The 18,611-nt window shown below is 45.4% G+C and carries 20 protein-coding genes; 19 read left to right on the top strand and 1 reads right to left on the bottom strand.

From position 1 onward, the window contains the following. Window positions 1–7 precede the first annotated feature (7 nt). The 16 genes from AC58QG_RS10820 to AC58QG_RS10745 all read left to right on the top strand — a co-directional run bounded on the left by AC58QG_RS10820 (window position 8) and on the right by AC58QG_RS10745 (window position 14,293). Window positions 8–1,384, top strand: a complete 1,377-nt coding sequence (locus AC58QG_RS10820) for an ethanolamine ammonia-lyase subunit EutB (RefSeq protein ID WP_497362054.1) — start codon at window positions 8–10, stop codon at window positions 1,382–1,384. Window positions 1,385–1,418: 34 nt separating this feature from the next. Continuing rightward, the gene (eutC, locus tag AC58QG_RS10815; RefSeq protein WP_497362053.1) at window positions 1,419–2,519 is read left to right on the top strand and encodes an ethanolamine ammonia-lyase subunit EutC; all 1,101 of its coding nucleotides are present in this window, start codon (window positions 1,419–1,421) and stop codon (window positions 2,517–2,519) included. Next, window positions 2,503–3,153 (top strand): ethanolamine utilization microcompartment protein EutL, encoded by a 651-nt coding sequence (gene eutL / locus AC58QG_RS10810; RefSeq protein WP_497362052.1) that lies wholly within the window; start codon window positions 2,503–2,505, stop codon window positions 3,151–3,153. The genes eutC and eutL overlap by 17 nt, the downstream gene beginning before the upstream one ends. 48 nt (window positions 3,154–3,201) lie before the next feature. Beyond that, window positions 3,202–4,734 (top strand): acetaldehyde dehydrogenase (acetylating), encoded by a 1,533-nt coding sequence (locus tag AC58QG_RS10805; protein WP_497362051.1) that lies wholly within the window; start codon window positions 3,202–3,204, stop codon window positions 4,732–4,734. 27 nt (window positions 4,735–4,761) lie between these two features. Continuing rightward, window positions 4,762–5,055, top strand: a complete 294-nt coding sequence (locus AC58QG_RS10800) for a BMC domain-containing protein (protein WP_430089281.1) — start codon at window positions 4,762–4,764, stop codon at window positions 5,053–5,055. A 43-nt stretch (window positions 5,056–5,098) separates the two neighbouring features. Continuing rightward, window positions 5,099–5,755 carry a phosphate propanoyltransferase gene (locus AC58QG_RS10795; protein ID WP_497362050.1) on the top strand — a complete coding sequence of 219 codons (657 nt, stop codon included), beginning with the start codon at window positions 5,099–5,101 and terminating at the stop codon, window positions 5,753–5,755. Between the two features lie 2 nt (window positions 5,756–5,757). Then, window positions 5,758–6,435, top strand: coding sequence for a hypothetical protein (locus tag AC58QG_RS10790; protein ID WP_497362049.1), 678 nt, complete (start codon window positions 5,758–5,760; stop codon window positions 6,433–6,435). Window positions 6,436–6,447: 12 nt separating this feature from the next. Continuing rightward, window positions 6,448–6,720: a EutN/CcmL family microcompartment protein gene (locus AC58QG_RS10785; protein ID WP_497362048.1), complete on the top strand. Its 273-nt coding sequence runs from the start codon at window positions 6,448–6,450 to the stop codon at window positions 6,718–6,720. 4 nt (window positions 6,721–6,724) lie between these two features. After that, the gene (locus AC58QG_RS10780) at window positions 6,725–7,111 is read left to right on the top strand and encodes a BMC domain-containing protein (protein WP_497362047.1); all 387 of its coding nucleotides are present in this window, start codon (window positions 6,725–6,727) and stop codon (window positions 7,109–7,111) included. A gap of 18 nt (window positions 7,112–7,129) precedes the next feature. Next, window positions 7,130–8,074, top strand: coding sequence for a malate dehydrogenase (gene mdh, locus AC58QG_RS10775; RefSeq protein WP_497362046.1), 945 nt, complete (start codon window positions 7,130–7,132; stop codon window positions 8,072–8,074). A gap of 177 nt (window positions 8,075–8,251) precedes the next feature. Then, the gene (locus tag AC58QG_RS10770) at window positions 8,252–9,253 is read left to right on the top strand and encodes an N-acetylglucosamine kinase (protein ID WP_497362045.1); all 1,002 of its coding nucleotides are present in this window, start codon (window positions 8,252–8,254) and stop codon (window positions 9,251–9,253) included. Next, the gene (murQ, locus tag AC58QG_RS10765) at window positions 9,243–10,157 is read left to right on the top strand and encodes an N-acetylmuramic acid 6-phosphate etherase (protein WP_497362044.1); all 915 of its coding nucleotides are present in this window, start codon (window positions 9,243–9,245) and stop codon (window positions 10,155–10,157) included. Before AC58QG_RS10770 ends, murQ begins: the two co-directional genes overlap by 11 nt. A gap of 28 nt (window positions 10,158–10,185) precedes the next feature. Continuing rightward, window positions 10,186–11,538, top strand: a complete 1,353-nt coding sequence (locus AC58QG_RS10760; RefSeq protein WP_497362043.1) for an ABC transporter substrate-binding protein — start codon at window positions 10,186–10,188, stop codon at window positions 11,536–11,538. An 87-nt stretch (window positions 11,539–11,625) separates the two neighbouring features. Continuing rightward, on the top strand, window positions 11,626–12,519 hold the full coding sequence (locus AC58QG_RS10755; protein ID WP_497362042.1) for a carbohydrate ABC transporter permease: 894 nt from the start codon (window positions 11,626–11,628) through the stop codon (window positions 12,517–12,519). Window positions 12,520–12,529: 10 nt separating this feature from the next. Then, window positions 12,530–13,372 carry a carbohydrate ABC transporter permease gene (locus tag AC58QG_RS10750; RefSeq protein ID WP_497362041.1) on the top strand — a complete coding sequence of 281 codons (843 nt, stop codon included), beginning with the start codon at window positions 12,530–12,532 and terminating at the stop codon, window positions 13,370–13,372. A gap of 27 nt (window positions 13,373–13,399) precedes the next feature. Next, a complete protein-coding gene (locus AC58QG_RS10745; protein WP_497362040.1) occupies window positions 13,400–14,293 on the top strand; it encodes a MurR/RpiR family transcriptional regulator in 894 nt (297 codons plus the stop codon). A gap of 475 nt (window positions 14,294–14,768) precedes the next feature. Here AC58QG_RS10745 and AC58QG_RS10740 read toward each other — a convergent pair whose 3' ends face one another. Then, window positions 14,769–15,350 (bottom strand): CGNR zinc finger domain-containing protein, encoded by a 582-nt coding sequence (locus AC58QG_RS10740; protein ID WP_497362039.1) that lies wholly within the window; start codon window positions 15,348–15,350, stop codon window positions 14,769–14,771. Window positions 15,351–15,553: 203 nt separating this feature from the next. On the opposite strand from AC58QG_RS10740, the gene AC58QG_RS10735 reads away from it, so the two are divergent. The 3 genes from AC58QG_RS10735 (at window position 15,554) to AC58QG_RS10725 (ending at window position 18,352) form a co-directional block, all read left to right on the top strand. Next, window positions 15,554–16,099, top strand: a complete 546-nt coding sequence (locus AC58QG_RS10735) for a pyridoxamine 5'-phosphate oxidase family protein (RefSeq protein WP_497362038.1) — start codon at window positions 15,554–15,556, stop codon at window positions 16,097–16,099. Window positions 16,100–16,475: 376 nt separating this feature from the next. Further along, window positions 16,476–17,693, top strand: coding sequence for a sensor histidine kinase (locus AC58QG_RS10730; protein WP_497362037.1), 1,218 nt, complete (start codon window positions 16,476–16,478; stop codon window positions 17,691–17,693). Continuing rightward, window positions 17,690–18,352 (top strand): response regulator, encoded by a 663-nt coding sequence (locus tag AC58QG_RS10725; protein WP_497362036.1) that lies wholly within the window; start codon window positions 17,690–17,692, stop codon window positions 18,350–18,352. The genes AC58QG_RS10730 and AC58QG_RS10725 overlap by 4 nt, the downstream gene beginning before the upstream one ends. Window positions 18,353–18,611: the final 259 nt, after the last annotated feature.

Genomic DNA, 18,611 nt, shown 5'->3' with positions numbered 1-18,611 from the left:
CCGGTTAATGAAACTGAAAACGATGCTCATGGGTCAAGTCTACGCATTCAATAACTTGAAAGAACTGTTTGCAAAAGCAAACGAGGAAAAATCCGGCGATCGACTTGCCGGACTTGCCGCAGAAACGGTGCAGGAACGAATTGCAGCCAAACAAGTGCTGGGCGCTTTATTACTCAGTGACATTCGCGACAATCCCTTACTTCCCGCTGAAGAAGATGAAGTTTCCCGCATCATTGAGGAACAAGTCAACGAACCTATTTATAGGCGTATACAGAGGTGGACGGTATCCGAATTGCGAGAGTACATTCTGGATGATCGTACGACAGGCGAAGATTTAATGCGTATCAGCAGAGGGCTTACGAGTGAAATGATTGCGGCAGTTGCCAAATTGATGTCCAATCTCGATTTGATTCATAGTGCGAACAAAATCGAGGTGATTACCAAATGCAACATAGCCATCGGGCAAAAAGGGGTTTTGGCTTCTCGGCTTCAGCCCAATCATCCTACGGATGATGTGGAGGGAATGCTTGCCTCTTTAAAAGAAGGCTTATCGTATGGAATGGGCGATGCCGTTATTGGCATCAATCCGGTTGACGACTCCGTCGAGAGCGTGAAGCGGCTGTTGCATGCGACGCATAAATTCATTAACGAGTGGGAGATTCCTACGCAGAATTGTGTGCTGGCTCATGTTATTACACAAATGAAGGCAATTGAACAAGGCGCTCCTGCAGATATGATCTTTCAAAGTATCGCGGGAACCGAAGCTGCGAATCGTTCGTTCGGCATTACAGCCGCTTTATTGGATGAAGCGAATGATATGGCACGAACGCTGGGGACCGGGACAGGCCCGGAGCGGCTATATTTCGAGACGGGGCAAGGATCGGAACTATCAGCTGAAGCCCATCATGGCATCGATCAGTTGACGATGGAGTCGCGAAACTACGGATTCGCCCGGCGATATCATCCTTATATGCTAAACACGGTTGTCGGGTTTATCGGCCCCGAATATTTGTACGACAGTAAGCAAGTCATACGCGCTGGCCTTGAAGATCATTTTATGGGCAAGATGCATGGCATTTCGATGGGTGTGGATATTTGTTATACGAACCATATTAAAGCGGATCAAAATGATATGGAGGATTTAGGTGTTCTGCTCACAGCCGCAGGTGTCAACTTTATTATCGCCACTCCGATGGGAGACGACTGTATGCTCAACTACCAATCGATGAGTTATCACGATGTGGCTGCTTTGCGACAAACGATGAATCGGAAGCCTTCTCCGCTGTTTGAGGCTTGGCTGGAGAAGATGGGGATTATGGAGGCGGGCAAATTAAGCCGAAGAGCCGGAGATCCCACGATTTTTACACGTAAGATAAGGCTATAGCCCGAATTGCACGAGTTGTGGAGGAGGTGAATACATGATGAATGCGGAGCTCATTGACTCGATTACCAGAATGGTGCTGGACAAGATGAAGGATCGTTTGGATGTCGCTGCGTCTGACGCTGATGAGGAACATCCCCAACAAGCGGTCGATATGGTAAAGGTTTGGGATCATTTGCAGAGCGCAGTAGAGTCCAGTTCAGGGGTTTCTCCAAATCAGACCTCCTCGCCCCTTACACATCCCACTTCTGAATTACCGGAGGAGCCATATGGCATGGTGAGGATTTGGGAACACCGTGATGGATCTCTCCCATCTAAAGAACTAGCTCATGACTCTTCTTTCACGGATCAGCTGGATGAAATTTTGGAGGAATTACAGACACGTTTGGGTATAGATGACGCGCATGACATCGCTGCTCTGTCAGAACTTGCCCGTAAAACGCCTGCCAGAATTGGCGTCGGACGAGCCGGACTTCGGCCCAAAACGGAAGCGTGGCTAAAGTTTCGACTCGATCATGCCGCCGCCGTAGATGCCGTGTACGGGGAGGTATCGCCGGAACTGCTGGACATGCTTGGTTTATTCTCTGTTCAAACGCAGGTTTCGGATAAAGAAGAATACATCCGTCGCCCGGACCTAGGAAGGCGGTTATCTGCTGAGGCTATCCAAGTCATTTCCAAGCGCTGTGTTCATGAACCTAAAGTACAAATTATCGTTTCCGATGGACTCAGCTCGCAAGCAATTGAAAAAAATGGGGAGGATGTGCTGTTATCCCTTCAGCAATCGTTAACGAACCTTGGCCTCGACTATGGTACTTCGTTCTACATACAAAAAGGTCGGGTAGCTGTTATGGATGACGTCGGAGAGGTATTGCGACCGGAGGTTGTCGTGCTTATTATCGGGGAACGCCCAGGCTTGCTCAGTGCGGAATCCTTAAGCGCCTACTTGTGTTATAAGCCTAGAAAAGGAATGATTGAAGCCGACAGAATGGTCGTTTCCAACATTCATTCGGGAGGAATTCCTCCCGTTGAGGCGGGGGCTTACTTAGGCGATGTCGTGGCCAAAATTCTCAAATTTCAGGCGAGCGGTATTTCACTGGTTCAGAAGGAGGCGTCAGTCCGACATGCTGGAGCGGATTAAGGCTGAAATATTAGCTATTCGTATGATACCGAATGTGGATGAGTCGCTGGCTGCCCAGTTTACGTTGAAACCGGGCTATCGAAGCTTAGGTATTCTGACAACGACAATCGACGATATCGGCTACACGGCACTTGACGAAGCGACCAAGAGAGCAGAAGTAGAAGTCGTGTATGCACGTTCTTGTTATGCCGGCGCCAGCCATGCATCGGGTCCCTTATCTGGTGAATTCATCGGGATTATCGCTGGACCGAATCCGGACGAGGTATCAAGCGGGATCGAAGCTATTCAAAATACGATTCGATATGATGCGTTCTTTGAATCGTTAAATGAGAATGGTACGCATGCCTTGTATGCACACGTCGTAGCCAGAACGGGGAGCTATCTCTCTAAGTTGGCAGCCATTAACGAAGGTGAGCCTCTGGCTTATCTAATTGCTCCGCCTCTCGAAGCGATGTATGGACTCGACGCGGCTTTGAAGGCCGCTGATGTGCGGCTCGTGAAGTTTTTTGGCCCGCCATCGGAGACGAACTTCGGGGGCGGCTTGCTTACAGGCACTCAAGCGGCATGTTGTGCTGCAGCGGAAGCTTTTAGGGCGAGTATTATTGAGATCGCCAAGCAGCCTATCTCGTACTAATCTTATGCGATTGAAGCACGATCTCCAAAAGAAAGGAGTCATTGAAGGATGCAACTGGACAAAGATTTGCACGCCATTCAGGAAATGAGAGATGCCGTCAAGAAAGCGAAAGCAGCTCAACAGCGGTTCCAGACATTTTCGCAACAAGACGTAGATCGTATCGTGAAAGCCATGGCAGATGCCGCTTATGAAAAAGCATTTGAGTTGGCCTCTCTCGCCGTCGAGGAGACGGGTCTTGGTGTTATCGAGCATAAAATGATTAAGAATCAGGTAGCATCCCGAGATGTGTACGCGTCTATTCGCGATCTTAAGACCGTCGGCATCATCAACGAGTATCGAGATCAGAGAATCGTTGAGCTGGCTGCGCCCTTCGGAGTAATTGCAGGAATTGTTCCAACAACAAACCCAACCTCCACGGCCATTTTCAAAAGCTTAATTGCCTTAAAAGCTCGGAATGCCATTGTTTTTAGTCCCCATCCGTCAGCAGCCAAATGTACAGTTGAAGCAGCCAACATTTGTTTGCAAGCAGCCATAGCAGCGGGCGCACCGGAAGGAATTATCGGCTGGATCACGCAGCCAACGATGGATGCCACAGAAGGCCTAATGAAGCATAAGGATATTCATCTGATTTTGGCTACAGGCGGCAGTGCTTTGGTAAGAGCAGCCTATAGCTCGGGCAAACCAGCTTACGGCGTAGGACCTGGCAACGTGCCGGTATACATTGAGAAATCTGCTGAGATATCTAAAGCTGTACAACGAATTGTCGAAAGTAAAACGTTTGATCATGGAACGATTTGCGCCTCGGAACAAGCCGTTATTGTCGATCGGAATATCCGTGAAATGGTCGTTCGCGAATTTAAGAACCAGGGCGCGTATTTCTTGAATGCAGAAGAGAAGAAGAAACTGGAACCGATCATTTCCCCTGCTCCTGGCAAGCTCAATCCCAAAATTGTTGGCAGAAGCGCCATGGTGATTGCGGAGATGGCAGGTGTATCTGTTCCTTCAGAGACGCGGTTGTTGATCGCGGAAGAATCGAATATCGGGAAGGATATTCCTTTCTCCATCGAAAAGCTGGCTCCGGTGTTTGCATTCTACACGGTTGATGGCTGGGAGGATGCTGCGGAGATTTGCGAGCAACTATTGGATTTAGGCGGAAGAGGGCATACGTTAGCCCTTCACACGACCGACGATAAGATTGCTCGAGCCTTCGCATTACGAATGCCTGTCTCAAGGATTGTGGTGAATACCCCGTCTGCACTTGGTGCAGTTGGCGGAACGACAGGACTCAAGCCATCATTTACGCTAGGCTGCGGTTCGTTTGGAGGTAATATTACCTCCGATAACTTGACGGCTCATCATCTCATGAATGTGAAGCGTCTTGCCTACGGCATCAGACAGGTTGATGTCCCTAAGCAGGGAAGATCAGCTAAACCAGCCTATTCCAAGTCTGCGGGAGAGCGCGCGAGAGAAAGTCAGATAGCAGATTTGGTGAATCAAGTATTGGATAAGGTCGGCGCATCAGGGAATGTAGATAAGGCAACGGTTGTCAAATTAGTTCATCAAGTGATTTCCCAAATATAATCACATAAAACCTAGGAGGAATTTAACATGTCAAGAGAACTCACGGCATTAGGCATGATCGAAACAAAAGGGCTTGTAGCTTCGATTGAAGCGGCAGATGCAATGGTTAAAGCAGCAAATGTTCATATCGTCGGTAAGGTTCATGCAGGCGGAGGACTTGTTACGGTGCTTGTTCGCGGGGATGTCGGAGCTGTGAAAGCGGCTACGGATGCAGGGGCTGCCGCAGCACAACGTGTTGGTGAATTGCTATCTGTCCATGTTATTGCACGTCCACACAATGAACTGGAAAGCATACTGCCTAAATTTGAGCAAGAAAAATAAGAGCGAGTGTTCAATGTCGACTGGAAGATGAGGTGAATGAATCATGGATCAACAAATGGTACAGTCAATTGTAGAAGAAGTGGTGCTTCAACTCAATCAAGCTGGAAAAACAACACCTTCGATACCTATTGGGGTCTCAGCACGACATGTTCATGTATCCAAGGAACATCTTGAGGCATTATTTGGTTCTGGATATGAGTTGACGAAAAAGGCTAATTTATCGCAACCTGGTCAATTTGCTGCTAATGAGACGGTACTCATTGTCGGGCCGAAAGGAAGTATCGAAAAAGTTAGAATACTGGGACCTGTTCGAGGAGCAACTCAAGTTGAGGTGAGCATGACGGATGCAGTGAAGCTCGGGTCTAAGCCGCCCCTCCGAGAGTCAGGAGATATTAAGGGCTCATCGCCCATTACGATCGTGGGCCCCCATGGCAGCCTGTATCTGACAGAAGGATTAATTATTGCCCAGCGCCACATTCACATGACGCCTCAAGATGCGATTGTCTTCGGAGTTAAGAATGGCGAGGTCATTTCAGTCCAAATAAAAGGCAAAAGATCGATTATTTATGACGAGGTGCTGATTCGGGTTTCTGAGCGTTACAAACTTGACATGCACATCGATACCGATGAAGCGAATGCTGCGATGCTCGCTACGGGAGACACCGGAAATTTAATACAATCCTCCGATTATGTGGTTTGATCATGACACTATCTATGGATAAGAAGTTGATTGAGCAAATCGTCCGCGAAGTTATCGCAAGTCTGCAAACCAGGGGATCGGGACTAGTAGAACAGAAACCATGTCTGCTTCTTGTTCATGATGAAAGCCGCGAAAAAGCGGAAATCGATAAGATCGCTGCAGCATTACTGGCAAAATGGCAGGTTCGTACCCAATCATTTCGCTCACCTGATCTTGAATCTGCTGAGAAGGATATCCGTCATGCAGTTTTGATGGATATCGACCAGGATGTACTGATTCGGGGAGCACAAGGATTCACAGATTCAGCTCCAAGTAGTTTATTAGCAACTCTGTTGCGTAATGGAACACCAGTGACCATGGTTCCCGCCACATCTGTAGAGTGGGTCCTTCAATCTGTTGATTCGGATGAAGGGTTACCAGAACCAGCTAAACGTTATCGTGCACATATTCGAAAGCACAAAGATCAGCTTATTTCTTTTGGGGCAACGTTTGCTAAGCTATCCGAATTGGAACTGGAGAACGAGAAGGGGTTGCATGTCAATAAAAGAGTGCTGACAGAAAGTGATATAAGGGACATCCATGTTCCGTCGATTACTGTCTCGCGGCATACCCTGATTACCCCGTTAGCGCGTGATACTGCAAAGGATAAAGGAATTACAATCCTTATCAAAGAGCCCTGAGGCGGTGAACACATGCAAGTTGGCACAGTAATTGGAAATGTATGGGCAACGCGTAAAGAGGATGATCTCATAGGATTAAAGTTTCTGTTCGTTCAGCCGGAAGGACCAACTGGCTTGCCAATTGACGCTCCGCTGGTCGCCTTGGATCGAATTGGTGCAGGCATTGGAGATAAAGTTATGGTGACCAAAGGGAGTGCCGCCCGACTTGTCATCAAGGATAAAGAATTGCCGATTGATGCTGTCATTATTGGCATTGTAGATTCAATTGATGTAGAAAGCAGGTGATGGAATGTCAGAAGCATTAGGAATGATTGAGACAAGAGGGTTTATCGCTTCCGTGGAGGCTGCCGACGCCATGATCAAATCAGCCAATGTAAAGCTGGTTCGGCAGGAGAGTATCGATGCAGGACTAATGACGATACTTGTGTCAGGAGATGTTGGCGCCGTTCAAGCGGCTCTTGAAGCAGGGAAAGAAGCTGCGAAGCGAGTTGGCGTACTGGTTGCGGCACACATGATTGCCAGGCCGGACGATGAAGTCAATCAAATGCTGCAAAAAAGTGAATTGACCGCTCCAGCCAGTCAGCAACGTGCAGATGCTGCTAAAAATAATGCTGGGAGAAAACGTGCGGAAAATAAACTTAGCCCCGAAAGCGATCATAAAACGGAAGTTGAATAGGCTGTAGAGGTGAGTGAAATGGCGTTTAAACGCAAGAAAATTGCTGTGATTGGTGCCGGATTCACGGGTGCGACGGCGGCGCTGCTGCTGGCGCAAAAAGAGCTTGGCGACATCGTATTAGTGGATATTCCAAACTTGGAAAAGCCCACAAAAGGAAAAGCGTTGGACATGCTCGAAGCCGGGCCTGTGCAAGGTTTTAATGTCCATATTTCAGGCACATCCGATTACTCAGATATGCAAGATGCTGACATGGTGATCATTACCGCAGGCATTGCTCGTAAGCCAGGCATGAGCCGAGATGATCTTGTAAATACCAATGCAGCCATTATGCGGTCCGTATCCGAAAATGTAGCCAAGTATGCTCCGAACAGTTACATTCTCGTGTTAAGCAATCCGGTGGATGCCATGACTTACGTATGTTATAAAACGACCGGTTTTCCGAAAAATCGCGTCATAGGTCAATCAGGCGTGCTGGATACAGCTAGGTTTAATACGTTTGTTGCACAAGAATTGAACGTATCCATCGAAGACATTACAGGATTTGTACTTGGAGGTCACGGGGATGATATGGTACCGTTAGTTCGGTATGCTAGCGTTGGCGGCATTCCCGTACAAAAACTAATCCCTAAAGATCGCTTGGATGCTATTGTAGAACGAACCCGTAAAGGCGGCGGTGAAATCGTAAGCCTTCTTGGAAATGGCAGTGCCTATTATGCGCCAGCAGCCTCGCTAGTCCAAATGGCAGAGGCTATTCTTCTAGATAAGAAGCGAGTACTCCCTTCAGTCGCCTATTTGGAAGGGGAGTACGGATATCGAGACTTATATCTTGGCGTACCGACGATAATCGGCGGGGATGGTATTGAAAAGATATTGGAACTGCAACTAACCGAGCAGGAAAAAAACGATCTTACTAAATCAGCTGAATCCGTTCGTCAGGTGCTGGCCATTATGAATATGATTTGACGAAAAACCCAGACGGTTGTAATCAACCGAGCTGGTTTTTTTTGTTTTACTCTACCCATATCGTTCAATTAAACATGAAATTACATTTCAATAAAACATAAATTATATTGACATGACATTTCAGTGCTCATATAATAAAGTCACGGATCGGATTTCAATAAGGAGGTGACAGACGACATGCCGTACATCATCGGAATAGATGGGGGAGGTACTAAAACTGCTTGTACATTTCAAAAGGTTGGGACAGATGGCCAAGCGTTAACGACAGATCGAACCGTGACTCTTTTTGAAGGAGGTTCGAATCCATTATCAGTAGGGTTCGACACGATGAGCAGCAGACTCCGCAACCTTATCAGTCAAGGTCTTTCACATTATTGCATAGATCCTAAGGAAATCATCAGTATCTGTGCAGGCATAGCGGGATCTCGCAGGGAGGCAGAAAAGAACCGAATTTTTCAAGAATTGCGACATATTAGTAGATCGCTAAACCTTCAAGACGACGTTGTGTATGCGGTTACAACGGACTTGCATATAGCACTCAGGGGCGCAATGAAGAAAAAGGATTCAGAAGGCATCCTCGTCATATCGGGAACGGGATCTAATGCCATTGGTATGGCTCAAGGGGTGCTATTTACCAACGGTGGATGGGGGCATTTGCTTGGTGACGAAGGCAGCGGCTACAGCATTGGTCTTCAAGCCTTGAAAGCAGTCTGTTGTGTATTTGATCATCGTGAGAACTTGACCATGTTAACTGAGATGATCATGAAAAAGTTGAAACTTGCAAACGAGAAAGATCTTATTTCCTACATGTATCATCCCCCGCGATCCAAGGATGAAATTGCAGGTTTTGCCAGATTGGTTATTGAAGCGTCAAATGACGGCGATGAGGTAGCCATTCGGATTCTCGAAGAAGCAGCGGATGACCTTGCAGATCTGGTCAGCGGATTGTATCAGAAATCACACATGTTTGATGCGCAAACACCGATTTACGTAACTGGTTCCATCTTTGCTTACTCCAATGTCTTGAAATTCCGATTTAACGAACGTTTGCAGTCCAAACAAGTAGGGCAGCTTCATCCATCATGCGGCGATGCTTTGGACGGTGCTTTAACCATCGCCCGTGAAGCCATATATTCTCATACTAAAGATCAAGTGAGGGTGATACCAAATGACAATTGATTTATCCGCGCTTGTCACTGAGCAGCGCAACAAGAACAGTCTAAATCTCGATCGAATGTCGGTTCAAGAGATTCTGCAGACGATTAATTCTGAAGATAAGAAAATCGCAGAGGCAGTTGAAACCGTTCTGCCACAAGTGGAGATAGCAGTTAAGCATATTGTCAAAGCTTTTAAGCAGGGAGGCAGGCTCTTCTATGTAGGAGCGGGCACCAGCGGAAGGCTTGGCGTACTCGATGCAGCGGAATGTGTGCCTACGTACCGGACACCGCCAGAAATGATACAAGCCGTTATTGCGGGGGGACAGGATGCCATGACCCAAGCCGCAGAAGGGATCGAAGACAGCGAAGAACTGGCGATCGAGGAATTAAAAAGCAGAAATTTGACCCAACTTGACGTCGTCGTAGGCATTGCAGCAAGCGGTCGAACGCCATATCCGATCGGCGCATTGAAGTACGCCCGCGAAGTTGGTGCTTACACGATAGCACTATCTTGTAATCATAACGCGGTCATCAGCAAGTTAGCTGATTGCAAAATTGAGGTTGTCGTTGGACCAGAGGTCGTTTCTGGATCGACGAGGATGAAATCGGCTACCGCTCATAAAATGATTCTCACGATGATGAGTACAGCAACCATGGTTCAATTGGGTAAAATTTATGAGAACTTAATGGTAGACGTTCAGGCTTCAAACGAAAAACTGCTTGAACGCGCGAAACGAATGGTGATGGATATTACGGGTGCCTCATACAGCAAAGCTGAAGAAGTACTGGTTCAGACGAATTATGAAGTTAAGCCAGCCCTTGTCATGATTGAAGCGAATGTTTCACTTATTCAAGCCAAAGATGTCCTTGAGCAAACGGCAGGTCATGTAAGACATGCCATCGAACGTGCCAAAAACGGAAACTAAGTTGATAAAATGAAAAGGGGCTATGTATATGAGAAAACCAATTAAAGTTGTGCTAACTGCCGCAATGGCTGTCAGTATGCTGGCTGGTTGCAGCAACAATGGAAATCAAGCGACAAGTAAAGCTTCGGAACAGCCTTCCGCAGGTACTTCCACTACGGCACCAACGAAAGCTAAGCTTTCTGGCAAGTTGGAAGTTCAGTATTTCGTCGGCGGCTACGGCGACAAATGGTGGAAAAAAGCGATTAACGACTTCAAAGCGTCAAATCCTGGCGTAGAAGTCATTGAGCAAGCAGGACCGAATGTCAATACCGAAATGAAGACCCGCTGGATTTCCAATAACCCGCCTGATGTCGTATACATAGCCGGCGCTGGCTCCAGCGAAGCACAGATGGTGACAGACGGACAATTAATGGATCTGACCGAGTGGTCTAAAACAATAAAGCTGGAAGATGGTTCCCCCCTGTTGTCCAGCTTATTTGTAAAACCAAGTGTTTATGAAGGTAAAAACTACAGCCTACCTCTTGTTTTCGATGCATGGGGAACGTGGTACGATCGTAAGTTCTTGAAAGAAAACAATTTTAAAGTGCCTTACGATTTCACAACTTGGACAGATTCCATGAAAGAAATTAAAGCCAAAAGCGGTATAGCACCGCTTGTAACAGACGGCATGCACCCTTATCCGCTTAGAGGTCTATTCATGCCGGGTGCCGCATCTGAAGGCGGCGAAGCTTTGGTCGCTGATCTGGTCGACGCCAAGCCGGGCGTTTGGAAGAGCGAGCCTGTTCTGAAAGTGGCGAAGAAAATTGAGCAGATGCAAAAGGATGGTTTGATTGATCCTGGCTTTGCCGCACTCAACCATACACAATCCCAAATGAATTTCCTGCTTCATAAAAATGCGTTTATTCCAGTAGGTTTCTGGCTTCCGTTTGAAATGCAAAAAGATATTCCGCAAGGCTTTGATTTCGGATTCAGTCCGACACCGATCCAGGACGCAGGCAAGCCATTTGCTATCGTTCCTCAGCCGGCTCCGATCGCCATCGCCAAACAAGCGAAAAATCCAGAAAACGCGAAAGCGTTCGTGGACTTTGTATTTAAACGTAAACTTGCTGAGGCTTCATTGGAGCTGCAAGGCGCAATGATGAGTATCAAAGGTGTCGATGTGAATGCGAACCCGAACATCCAAGTATACTTAAAAGAAGTCAATGCGTTGGTGAATAATACGTCTAAAGTGACCTTCTATCCGCTGCCGCATCCGATGCATGCTGACTTGGAGAAACCGATTTTCAACGAGCTGGTTGCATTAATGTTAGGCAAAATTTCAGCGGAAGATTTCGTGAAACGCGCTGACAAGGCGGCTGCGGATTTCAAAGCAAACCATTAATTTCATTAGAGAGAGGAGGGCAGGTGCAGTACCTGTCTTCCTCCATAGTTTTCCTCCATATTCCGTAAGGGAAGTAAGGTGATCTGGGTGGTACAATCGAAGGCACAGCGAGCAAAGTTTCTCACGTTTTGCTTGCTTCCAACGTTCATCATGTTCGCAATCTTCAGTGTGTATCCGTTATTTAGCGGATTGTACTACTCGTTTTTCAAATGGTCTGGCTCAGGAAGCAATAAGACGTTTGTGGGTTTGAAAAACTATATTCGTTTATTTCACGATCCCGTTATCCCGAGCGCCATTTACCATGATTATTTTCTTGTGTTTTTTAAAGTGTTACTGATTATGCTGTTAGCCACGTTCTTTGCGGTCGTATTGACGCAGTTCCGCATCAGAGAGGCAGCGTTTTATAGAGTTATTTTCTTTTTCCCGAATATCATGTCAGTCGTTGTTATCGGTATTCTTTGGATGTTTATCTACAATCCCAATATGGGACTCATGAATTCGGGGCTTCGCGTGCTAGGTTTGGAAAGCTGGACGCGGCCTTGGTTAGGAGATATGACCTGGGCGCTGCCGAGCTTGGTGCTGCCTGCCGTTTGGGCAGGGATCGGTTTGTTTATGCTGATGATTATGGGCGGTATTAGTAATATTCCGACAAGTATTTATGAGGCTGCCGATGTGGATGGGGCATCACGCTGGAAGCAATTTTGGGAAATAACCGTTCCGCTTATTTGGGCGCAGCTCAAATCTTCGATGATCTATATTGTCATTACAACGCTAAATGGTTCGTTCGTCATTGTGCAAATCATGACCGAGGGTGGCCCGAGTAATTCGACACACGTTATGGGGTCTTACTTATATCAGCAGGCTTTTGTCAACTTTAACTTCGGCTATGCTGCTGCGATCGGAGTCATGATTTTGGTCTTTTCCTTAATTACCGTTCTACTTCTGCAATTGTTATTGAAACGCGAAAAAATTCAGTACTAGGAGAATTCAGATGAGATCATCTCTAAGACAACTTGCTGCTGGTTCAGCCATCCGTGTTCCCTTGATCCTTTGGTCTATTGCCGTTATTTTCCCCATCATATGGATGCTGATCAGCGCTTTGAAGTCTAATGCGGAAATTTTCGCATCGCCTTGGGGCATTCCCGACATATTAAATTTTGGGAACTTTACGAAAGCGTGGACAGAATTTCATATTGGTAGAAGCTTTTTCAACTCCGTGGTTGTGACTGGGCTTGGAACGCTGCTCAATTTGGCGCTGGCTGTTCCGACCGCCTATGCGATTGAACGAGTTCAATTTCGCGGAAGCAAACTGCTCCATAACGTCTATTTATCAGCGATGATGATTCCCATGGTCTTAGGCTGGATTCCGCTCTTCTTCATGCTGATGAAATTTCACATGTTGAATAACTTAATCGGTCTAGCCGTCGTCTATGCGGTTACCAAAGTGCCATTCAGCATCTTTATTCTGGCCAGCTTTATCGGCAGCATTCCGAAAGAACTCGAAGAATCAGCGACGATGGACGGGTTATCACCATATGGCGTCCTGTTCCGCATCGTTACGCCACTGGCGATGACTGGCATTATAACGGTGTCGATTATGAATGCGATCCAATTTTGGAACGAATACTTTATGGCTTTGATTTTTTTGCAGACACAGGATCATTACACAATTGGCGTAGCGATGGACTTTTTAAATAAAAAAGCACAGTATCAGAACTCTTGGGGTACCCTATTTGCAGGGCTATCCATTTCAATGATACCTGTTATGGTTCTATATGCTTTTTTCCAAAGACACATCGTTCGTGGTATGATTGAAGGAGCGGTTAAAGGTTAAACCATCGGAATGAATGGAGTGGGAAGCATGTCGGACAACCATCTTGCTAAGTCGCTCTCAGGGGGCTTAATTATGCTCCAAGAAATAGCAGAACAATTACCGCCGTCTGAGCGTAAAATTGCTCAATTTATTATTGAAAACCCCCACGAGGCTATCAGATGTACAGCGAATGAGTTAGGCGAATTGAGCTCTACGAGCGCATCAGCGGTCATTCGATTATGTAAATCCGTTGGGCTTAGCGGGTTCCAAGAATTAAAGCTAAGAGTAGCTGGCGATATTCGAAATTCAGGCGACATCCGAATGTCAGATATTGAACCGAATGAGCCCGAGGAATCTATTGTTCAAAAGGTCACGAGCAACAGTATTCGCGCCTTGCAGGAGACTGCTGAAATTATGAATTATGAGGAGCTTACTAATGCAGTGTCGGCTTTGCAGCAAGCGAAAAGCATCCATTTCTTCGGCGTCGGGGCTTCTGCTGTGATCGCTCAGGACGCGCAGCTGAAGTTCGTCCGTATTAACAGAGCGACGACTTTCCATACGGACTTCCATATTTCGGCTATGCTGGTTTCTAAGTCAACAAAGGATGATGTGGTTGTCGGCATATCTTTTTCAGGGGAAACCTACGAAGTCGGGAAAATGTTAGAGCTGGCCAAAGAGAAAGGCGCAACGACGATCAGCTTGACAAGCTATGGGTTATCTCCGATCAGTGAGATTGCAGATATTCATTTGTACGTATCCGCCAAACAGGAAGAAGTGTTCCGCAGCGCCGCAATGTCCTCACGGTTGGCACAGCTCCACCTCATTGATATTTTGTTTATGTGTGTATTAACGAGCCAGTATGATGAATCTGTCAAACAACTGGATGAAGTACGAATGGGTATTAATTTTGTGAAGCAGCATGCAAATTTAAAAAAACAGTGAGTTAGCATGATTAGATAGCCACCCTTTGAGGTGGTTTGTTTATTTTCCAAAAATTGGATGATAATGAATGGGTTTACCTTGCTTTTTGTTCACAACCTCAAGAGGTTGTGGACAAAATGCTTCCTACTCTTGTCCACTTCGATTTGTGGTGCAGAAAAATAAACACTAATCAAATAATTGTGATATTCTATCGAATTCTGAAACAAAAAAAACGGAGCGCCGCGGGTTTGCGGTCTCCGTTTTCTAATTAATTATGGAATATCAAACCCGTATGCCCCTTATGGTTGCTGGCATCTTGCACTTAAAAACTTTAATGTCACCCGCTCATAAAACAAGGGTGGAGTAAAAAGGAGTTGACGCATCTATTAAGATACGTCAACTCCTTTTTTTTACTTACGGTAATGTTCTTAGAAAGGAGTGTTAACTATTTTGTATTATAAATTCGGACAAAGCCTAAATGGTTGTTCTGGGCGAATCAAGTTTCGGACGAACCTTGTAACGAGGAGCCGCCGATTCTAGCGGCCTTTTGGCGTGCGCGGAACCGCCGGACCTTCATAAGATTGCCGCATACTTTATCATCGCAGAAACGTTTGGAACGGTTTCGGGTTTCGTCGTAGTAAACCACTTTGCAATCCGGATTGCCGCAGATACGCAAGCGGGAGGGATCGCTATCCGTGAGTAAGCGGCCAAAGGAAGCGGCTATTTCCGCTCTGATGCGGGACCAGCCTTCTTGTAAAGGAGTGGATTCCATTCTAAAATCCGAATCTGATTCTGCTATGTGCAGAATCATAGGTCCGCCTGAAAGCGCCCGGTTCAGCCCCTTGAGATTTGCAGGATCTGCGGAAGCTTGTACCGTAAGCTTTTGGACAATTTGAAGTATGTCCTTGCGCAGCTGTTTCAGCTCATTCAATTCTTTCGCGGACGGAACGCCCGGATAGGGAATGTTGTATAATTCCAGACATTGTTCCAACCATCCCGCTTTGTCCAGAAGATCTTCGGAATGACCGCTGCCTCTCCAATCGTGATAATCGCTTTTCAGAAAATCGTCCCATAACATTGCGTCGCAGCTCCCTTGTTTTCATGTGGAATGAATTGTCTTTATTGTAACACTCAAATCATTCTTTAGCTAGTGACTTGACGATCGGATTGCTTCATGATACAGTTGTGATCGTAACCTATTTAATTTAACTAGATGGTTACCGTTTTGCCTTTTCCAGTTTTATCTTTGTTAATTCTAAAATATGTAAAAAGGTGTTGAAAATGATGTTCCCCAATGTCAAACGCAAATGTACAGATACTGGAAAAATCCAGTGCTTTCTTGAAAATGCCCGAACTGGTTTTCTCGGCTTATCTTCAGAAAACGTCCCCTATGTCATTCCACTCAATTTCGTTTGGTTAAACGAAGCTGTCTATTTTCATGGGGCAGAAGAAGGAAGAAAAATCACTTACATTGACCATAACCCTCTAGCTTGCTTCACAGTCAGTGAGAATTACGGGACTATTACGAGTCCGATCCCTGCAGGAACAGATACCGCCTATATGAGTGTCATCATCGAAGGATCATTAGTTCGCGTAACAGATTTAAACGAGGCGACGGAAGCCATGCAGGTCATGCTGGATAAATATGTGCCAGGTTATTATGATCGACCGCTTGGGAGGAGTCATTTGGAACGATATGTTTCCTCTACAGGAAGTAAAACTGCCATCTATAAATTACCCGCAGTCTCCTTGTCGGCCAAAGAGAAAGAAGTAGCCGCGGAACGCTTATTTTATGAAGGCAAGACAGTTCAAAACGACCGGAAGTAATGAAAAAGGAGCTAAGCGGCTGAACTGCACCTCCAAATGTAGACTGTGTCTAACGTTTGGGGTTCAGTTCAGTGAGGCAGCTCCTTTTTGGTAAAACGATATCGGAATTAACTAGGGAGCAGATTAGAGTGACATCTGTTCCCTATTTTCATTTAAGTAAACATTCCTGTTAAAGTTGGCGATAAACAATCCTTGCAAATCATGCAACAGCTAGATGAGATTCCGTAGGTTGCAGTCCTATTATTTTATTAAAGTGTTAATAGGACTTCGCATTATGGTTAAAACTATACAGGATAAGGAAAAATCACAGTAAATTATTTGAAATGATATGTCCGTAGTGGAATGAATGGTTTAGCAAAAAAGGGAGTTATCGATAATGCTGAAAGTAAGGAATATCGTATGGAAGAATCCTTTTTCATTAAGATGGCTTTTCGGGCTGAAGCTCGTTTATGATTTAGTCTTGACAGGGTTGTTTTATTTTGAAAACTCAATTGCGATCTTTTGGAGACTCTTTTTTGTTGTATTTTCCTTGATGGTTTTTCTTTGCTTTAATCTATTTTATTCCAACATAAAAAGGCATTGGTTATTGCACCTCTTGGTCATCGATTTCTTAGTATCTGCTTCTTATGGCTATGTTTATTTCGACGGCAAATTTCCAAATCATTTGTTTAATGGAATTACGGCTTTAGCCATTTTCATGTTCGTGAAGAATACGCGTGTGCTTATTATTACTGCTATATTTTTACTAGCACTCTATTTGGTTACGATGGGCAGCATTGATTGGTATATACATCAACAATTTGATGAAACAAGCTATTTCATTTCCTCCTCATTCATAGTATTCGCATGTATTGTGAGCGTTTTGATTAATTTCCATCAAAGGGCACGTATGGAAACCATGCAACTGTATGAACAATTGATGAAATCACATGACCGGCTGAAGGTGTATGCACAACAGACGGAGGAGTGGGCAGCCACGAGGGAAAGAGTGAGAATTGCACGGGATATTCATGATACAGTTGGTCATAAACTGACGGCATTGTTGGTTCAAGTACAAGTAGCTCGCAAACTAGCTAAACTGGATTCTTTACGCAGCGAGCAAGCCATCTTGGAATGTGAGAACCTAGCTAGGTCTACTTTGCAAGAGGTGCGTTTTTCCGTAAGTGCCATACGAGACGAGTCTATATCTTCTACTACTTTAGATGATAACCTTAACAGCTTAGCAAAAGATTTTACTAAATATGCAAAGGTTCATACTATTATTAATGTCGAAGGTACACCCATTGCGCTTCAAGCCACTCTTCAATTAACGGCTTATCGGGTTGTACAGGAATCCCTTACCAATGCTCAGAAACATGGTCATGCTACCCATATTGTCATTTTGTTGACTTATGCCGAAACCGGATTCTCTCTGAGCATTAGTAATGATGGAGAGCTACCTACTGAGATAAAGCCGGGGTTTGGTTTGAGGAATTTGCAAGAAAGGGTGAAGGAGTGGAACGGAGAAGTGAATTATAGGTTGGATCGAAAGGCAGGCTTTACGGTTGAAGTTAAGTTCCCTTACTCTAAAACGGAAATGGAGCGACCAAATTGAAAATCCTGATTGTCGACGATCAGCGTTTGATGAGAGAGGGACTTGCTACCATTATCGGTTTGGAGCCGGGTATGGAAGTGGTTGGAACGGCCGAGGATGGGAGAGATGCCTTTGACAAAGTAAGCGAATGGCAACCAGACGTCGTGTTGATGGATATTCGAATGCCTGGAATGGATGGTGTGGATGGAACAGAATTGATCCTCAACAACTTCCCAGAGACAAAAATACTGATTCTGACTACTTTCGATGACGCGGAACTCATTATGAAAGTATTGGAAAAGGGTGTTCACGGATACTTACTGAAGGATATGTCGTCGGAGGCGATTATTAGTGGGATTCAATCGGTGTACTGTGGAGGGACTGTGCTTCAACACGATATCACGAAGATGCTTCTCAAAGAATACAAAAAAATGTCAGATAGGATTCCGGATCAGGCACACCCATTAAGTAAAGATGAGCCGGACGAGCTGAGACTAATGACAGAACGTGAGAAAGATGTGCTCGCATTATTGGGGAAAGGGCTCAATAATAAAGAAATTGCTGGTTTCCTGTATCTTACTGAAGGTACCGTGAAAAATCACGTTTCCAATCTGATAGCGAAGCTGGGTCTACGCGACAGGACACAAGCAGCCATATTTTCCGTTCGTTATCTTTTATAAGTAAGCGGCATGACTTTAGTCATGGAAGAATGAAATAAATCATGCCTTATTATCGAGCGTACGTCTTTTTTTTATTTGTAATTCATGACTTTTCACAGATATACGAACATTTTATCCTTGGTATAATAAAAGTTAGTACTACATTGCCTTGACGAGACCTACCGAAACCCAACATAGAATGAAAAAAACCGTTTTTATAAGCGGTTTATTTTTTTCTTGAAAAAGCATCAGACTACGCATAGCCAACGGACAAACAGGG

The organism is Paenibacillus sp. J22P169 (assembly GCF_059691995.1).
Note: the sequence above shows the minus strand (reverse complement) of the source record. Positions and strands in the feature narration are given on the sequence as shown.

Bases quoted from the DNA above. Each gene is read 5' to 3' on its own strand.
- AC58QG_RS10820 (WP_497362054.1), top strand. From the start codon at position 8: ATGAAACTGAAAACGATGCTCATGGGTCAAGTCTACGCATTCAATAAC.
- eutC (WP_497362053.1), top strand. From the start codon at position 1,419: ATGATGAATGCGGAGCTCATTGACTCGATTACCAGAATGGTGCTGGAC.
- eutL (WP_497362052.1), top strand. From the start codon at position 2,503: ATGCTGGAGCGGATTAAGGCTGAAATATTAGCTATTCGTATGATACCG.
- AC58QG_RS10805 (WP_497362051.1), top strand. From the start codon at position 3,202: ATGCAACTGGACAAAGATTTGCACGCCATTCAGGAAATGAGAGATGCC.
- AC58QG_RS10800 (WP_430089281.1), top strand. From the start codon at position 4,762: ATGTCAAGAGAACTCACGGCATTAGGCATGATCGAAACAAAAGGGCTT.
- AC58QG_RS10795 (WP_497362050.1), top strand. From the start codon at position 5,099: ATGGATCAACAAATGGTACAGTCAATTGTAGAAGAAGTGGTGCTTCAA.
- AC58QG_RS10790 (WP_497362049.1), top strand. From the start codon at position 5,758: ATGACACTATCTATGGATAAGAAGTTGATTGAGCAAATCGTCCGCGAA.
- AC58QG_RS10785 (WP_497362048.1), top strand. From the start codon at position 6,448: ATGCAAGTTGGCACAGTAATTGGAAATGTATGGGCAACGCGTAAAGAG.
- AC58QG_RS10780 (WP_497362047.1), top strand. From the start codon at position 6,725: ATGTCAGAAGCATTAGGAATGATTGAGACAAGAGGGTTTATCGCTTCC.
- mdh (WP_497362046.1), top strand. From the start codon at position 7,130: ATGGCGTTTAAACGCAAGAAAATTGCTGTGATTGGTGCCGGATTCACG.
- AC58QG_RS10770 (WP_497362045.1), top strand. From the start codon at position 8,252: ATGCCGTACATCATCGGAATAGATGGGGGAGGTACTAAAACTGCTTGT.
- murQ (WP_497362044.1), top strand. From the start codon at position 9,243: ATGACAATTGATTTATCCGCGCTTGTCACTGAGCAGCGCAACAAGAAC.
- AC58QG_RS10760 (WP_497362043.1), top strand. From the start codon at position 10,186: ATGAGAAAACCAATTAAAGTTGTGCTAACTGCCGCAATGGCTGTCAGT.
- AC58QG_RS10750 (WP_497362041.1), top strand. From the start codon at position 12,530: ATGAGATCATCTCTAAGACAACTTGCTGCTGGTTCAGCCATCCGTGTT.
- AC58QG_RS10745 (WP_497362040.1), top strand. From the start codon at position 13,400: ATGTCGGACAACCATCTTGCTAAGTCGCTCTCAGGGGGCTTAATTATG.
- AC58QG_RS10740 (WP_497362039.1), bottom strand. From the start codon at position 15,350: ATGTTATGGGACGATTTTCTGAAAAGCGATTATCACGATTGGAGAGGC.
- AC58QG_RS10735 (WP_497362038.1), top strand. From the start codon at position 15,554: ATGATGTTCCCCAATGTCAAACGCAAATGTACAGATACTGGAAAAATC.
- AC58QG_RS10730 (WP_497362037.1), top strand. From the start codon at position 16,476: ATGCTGAAAGTAAGGAATATCGTATGGAAGAATCCTTTTTCATTAAGA.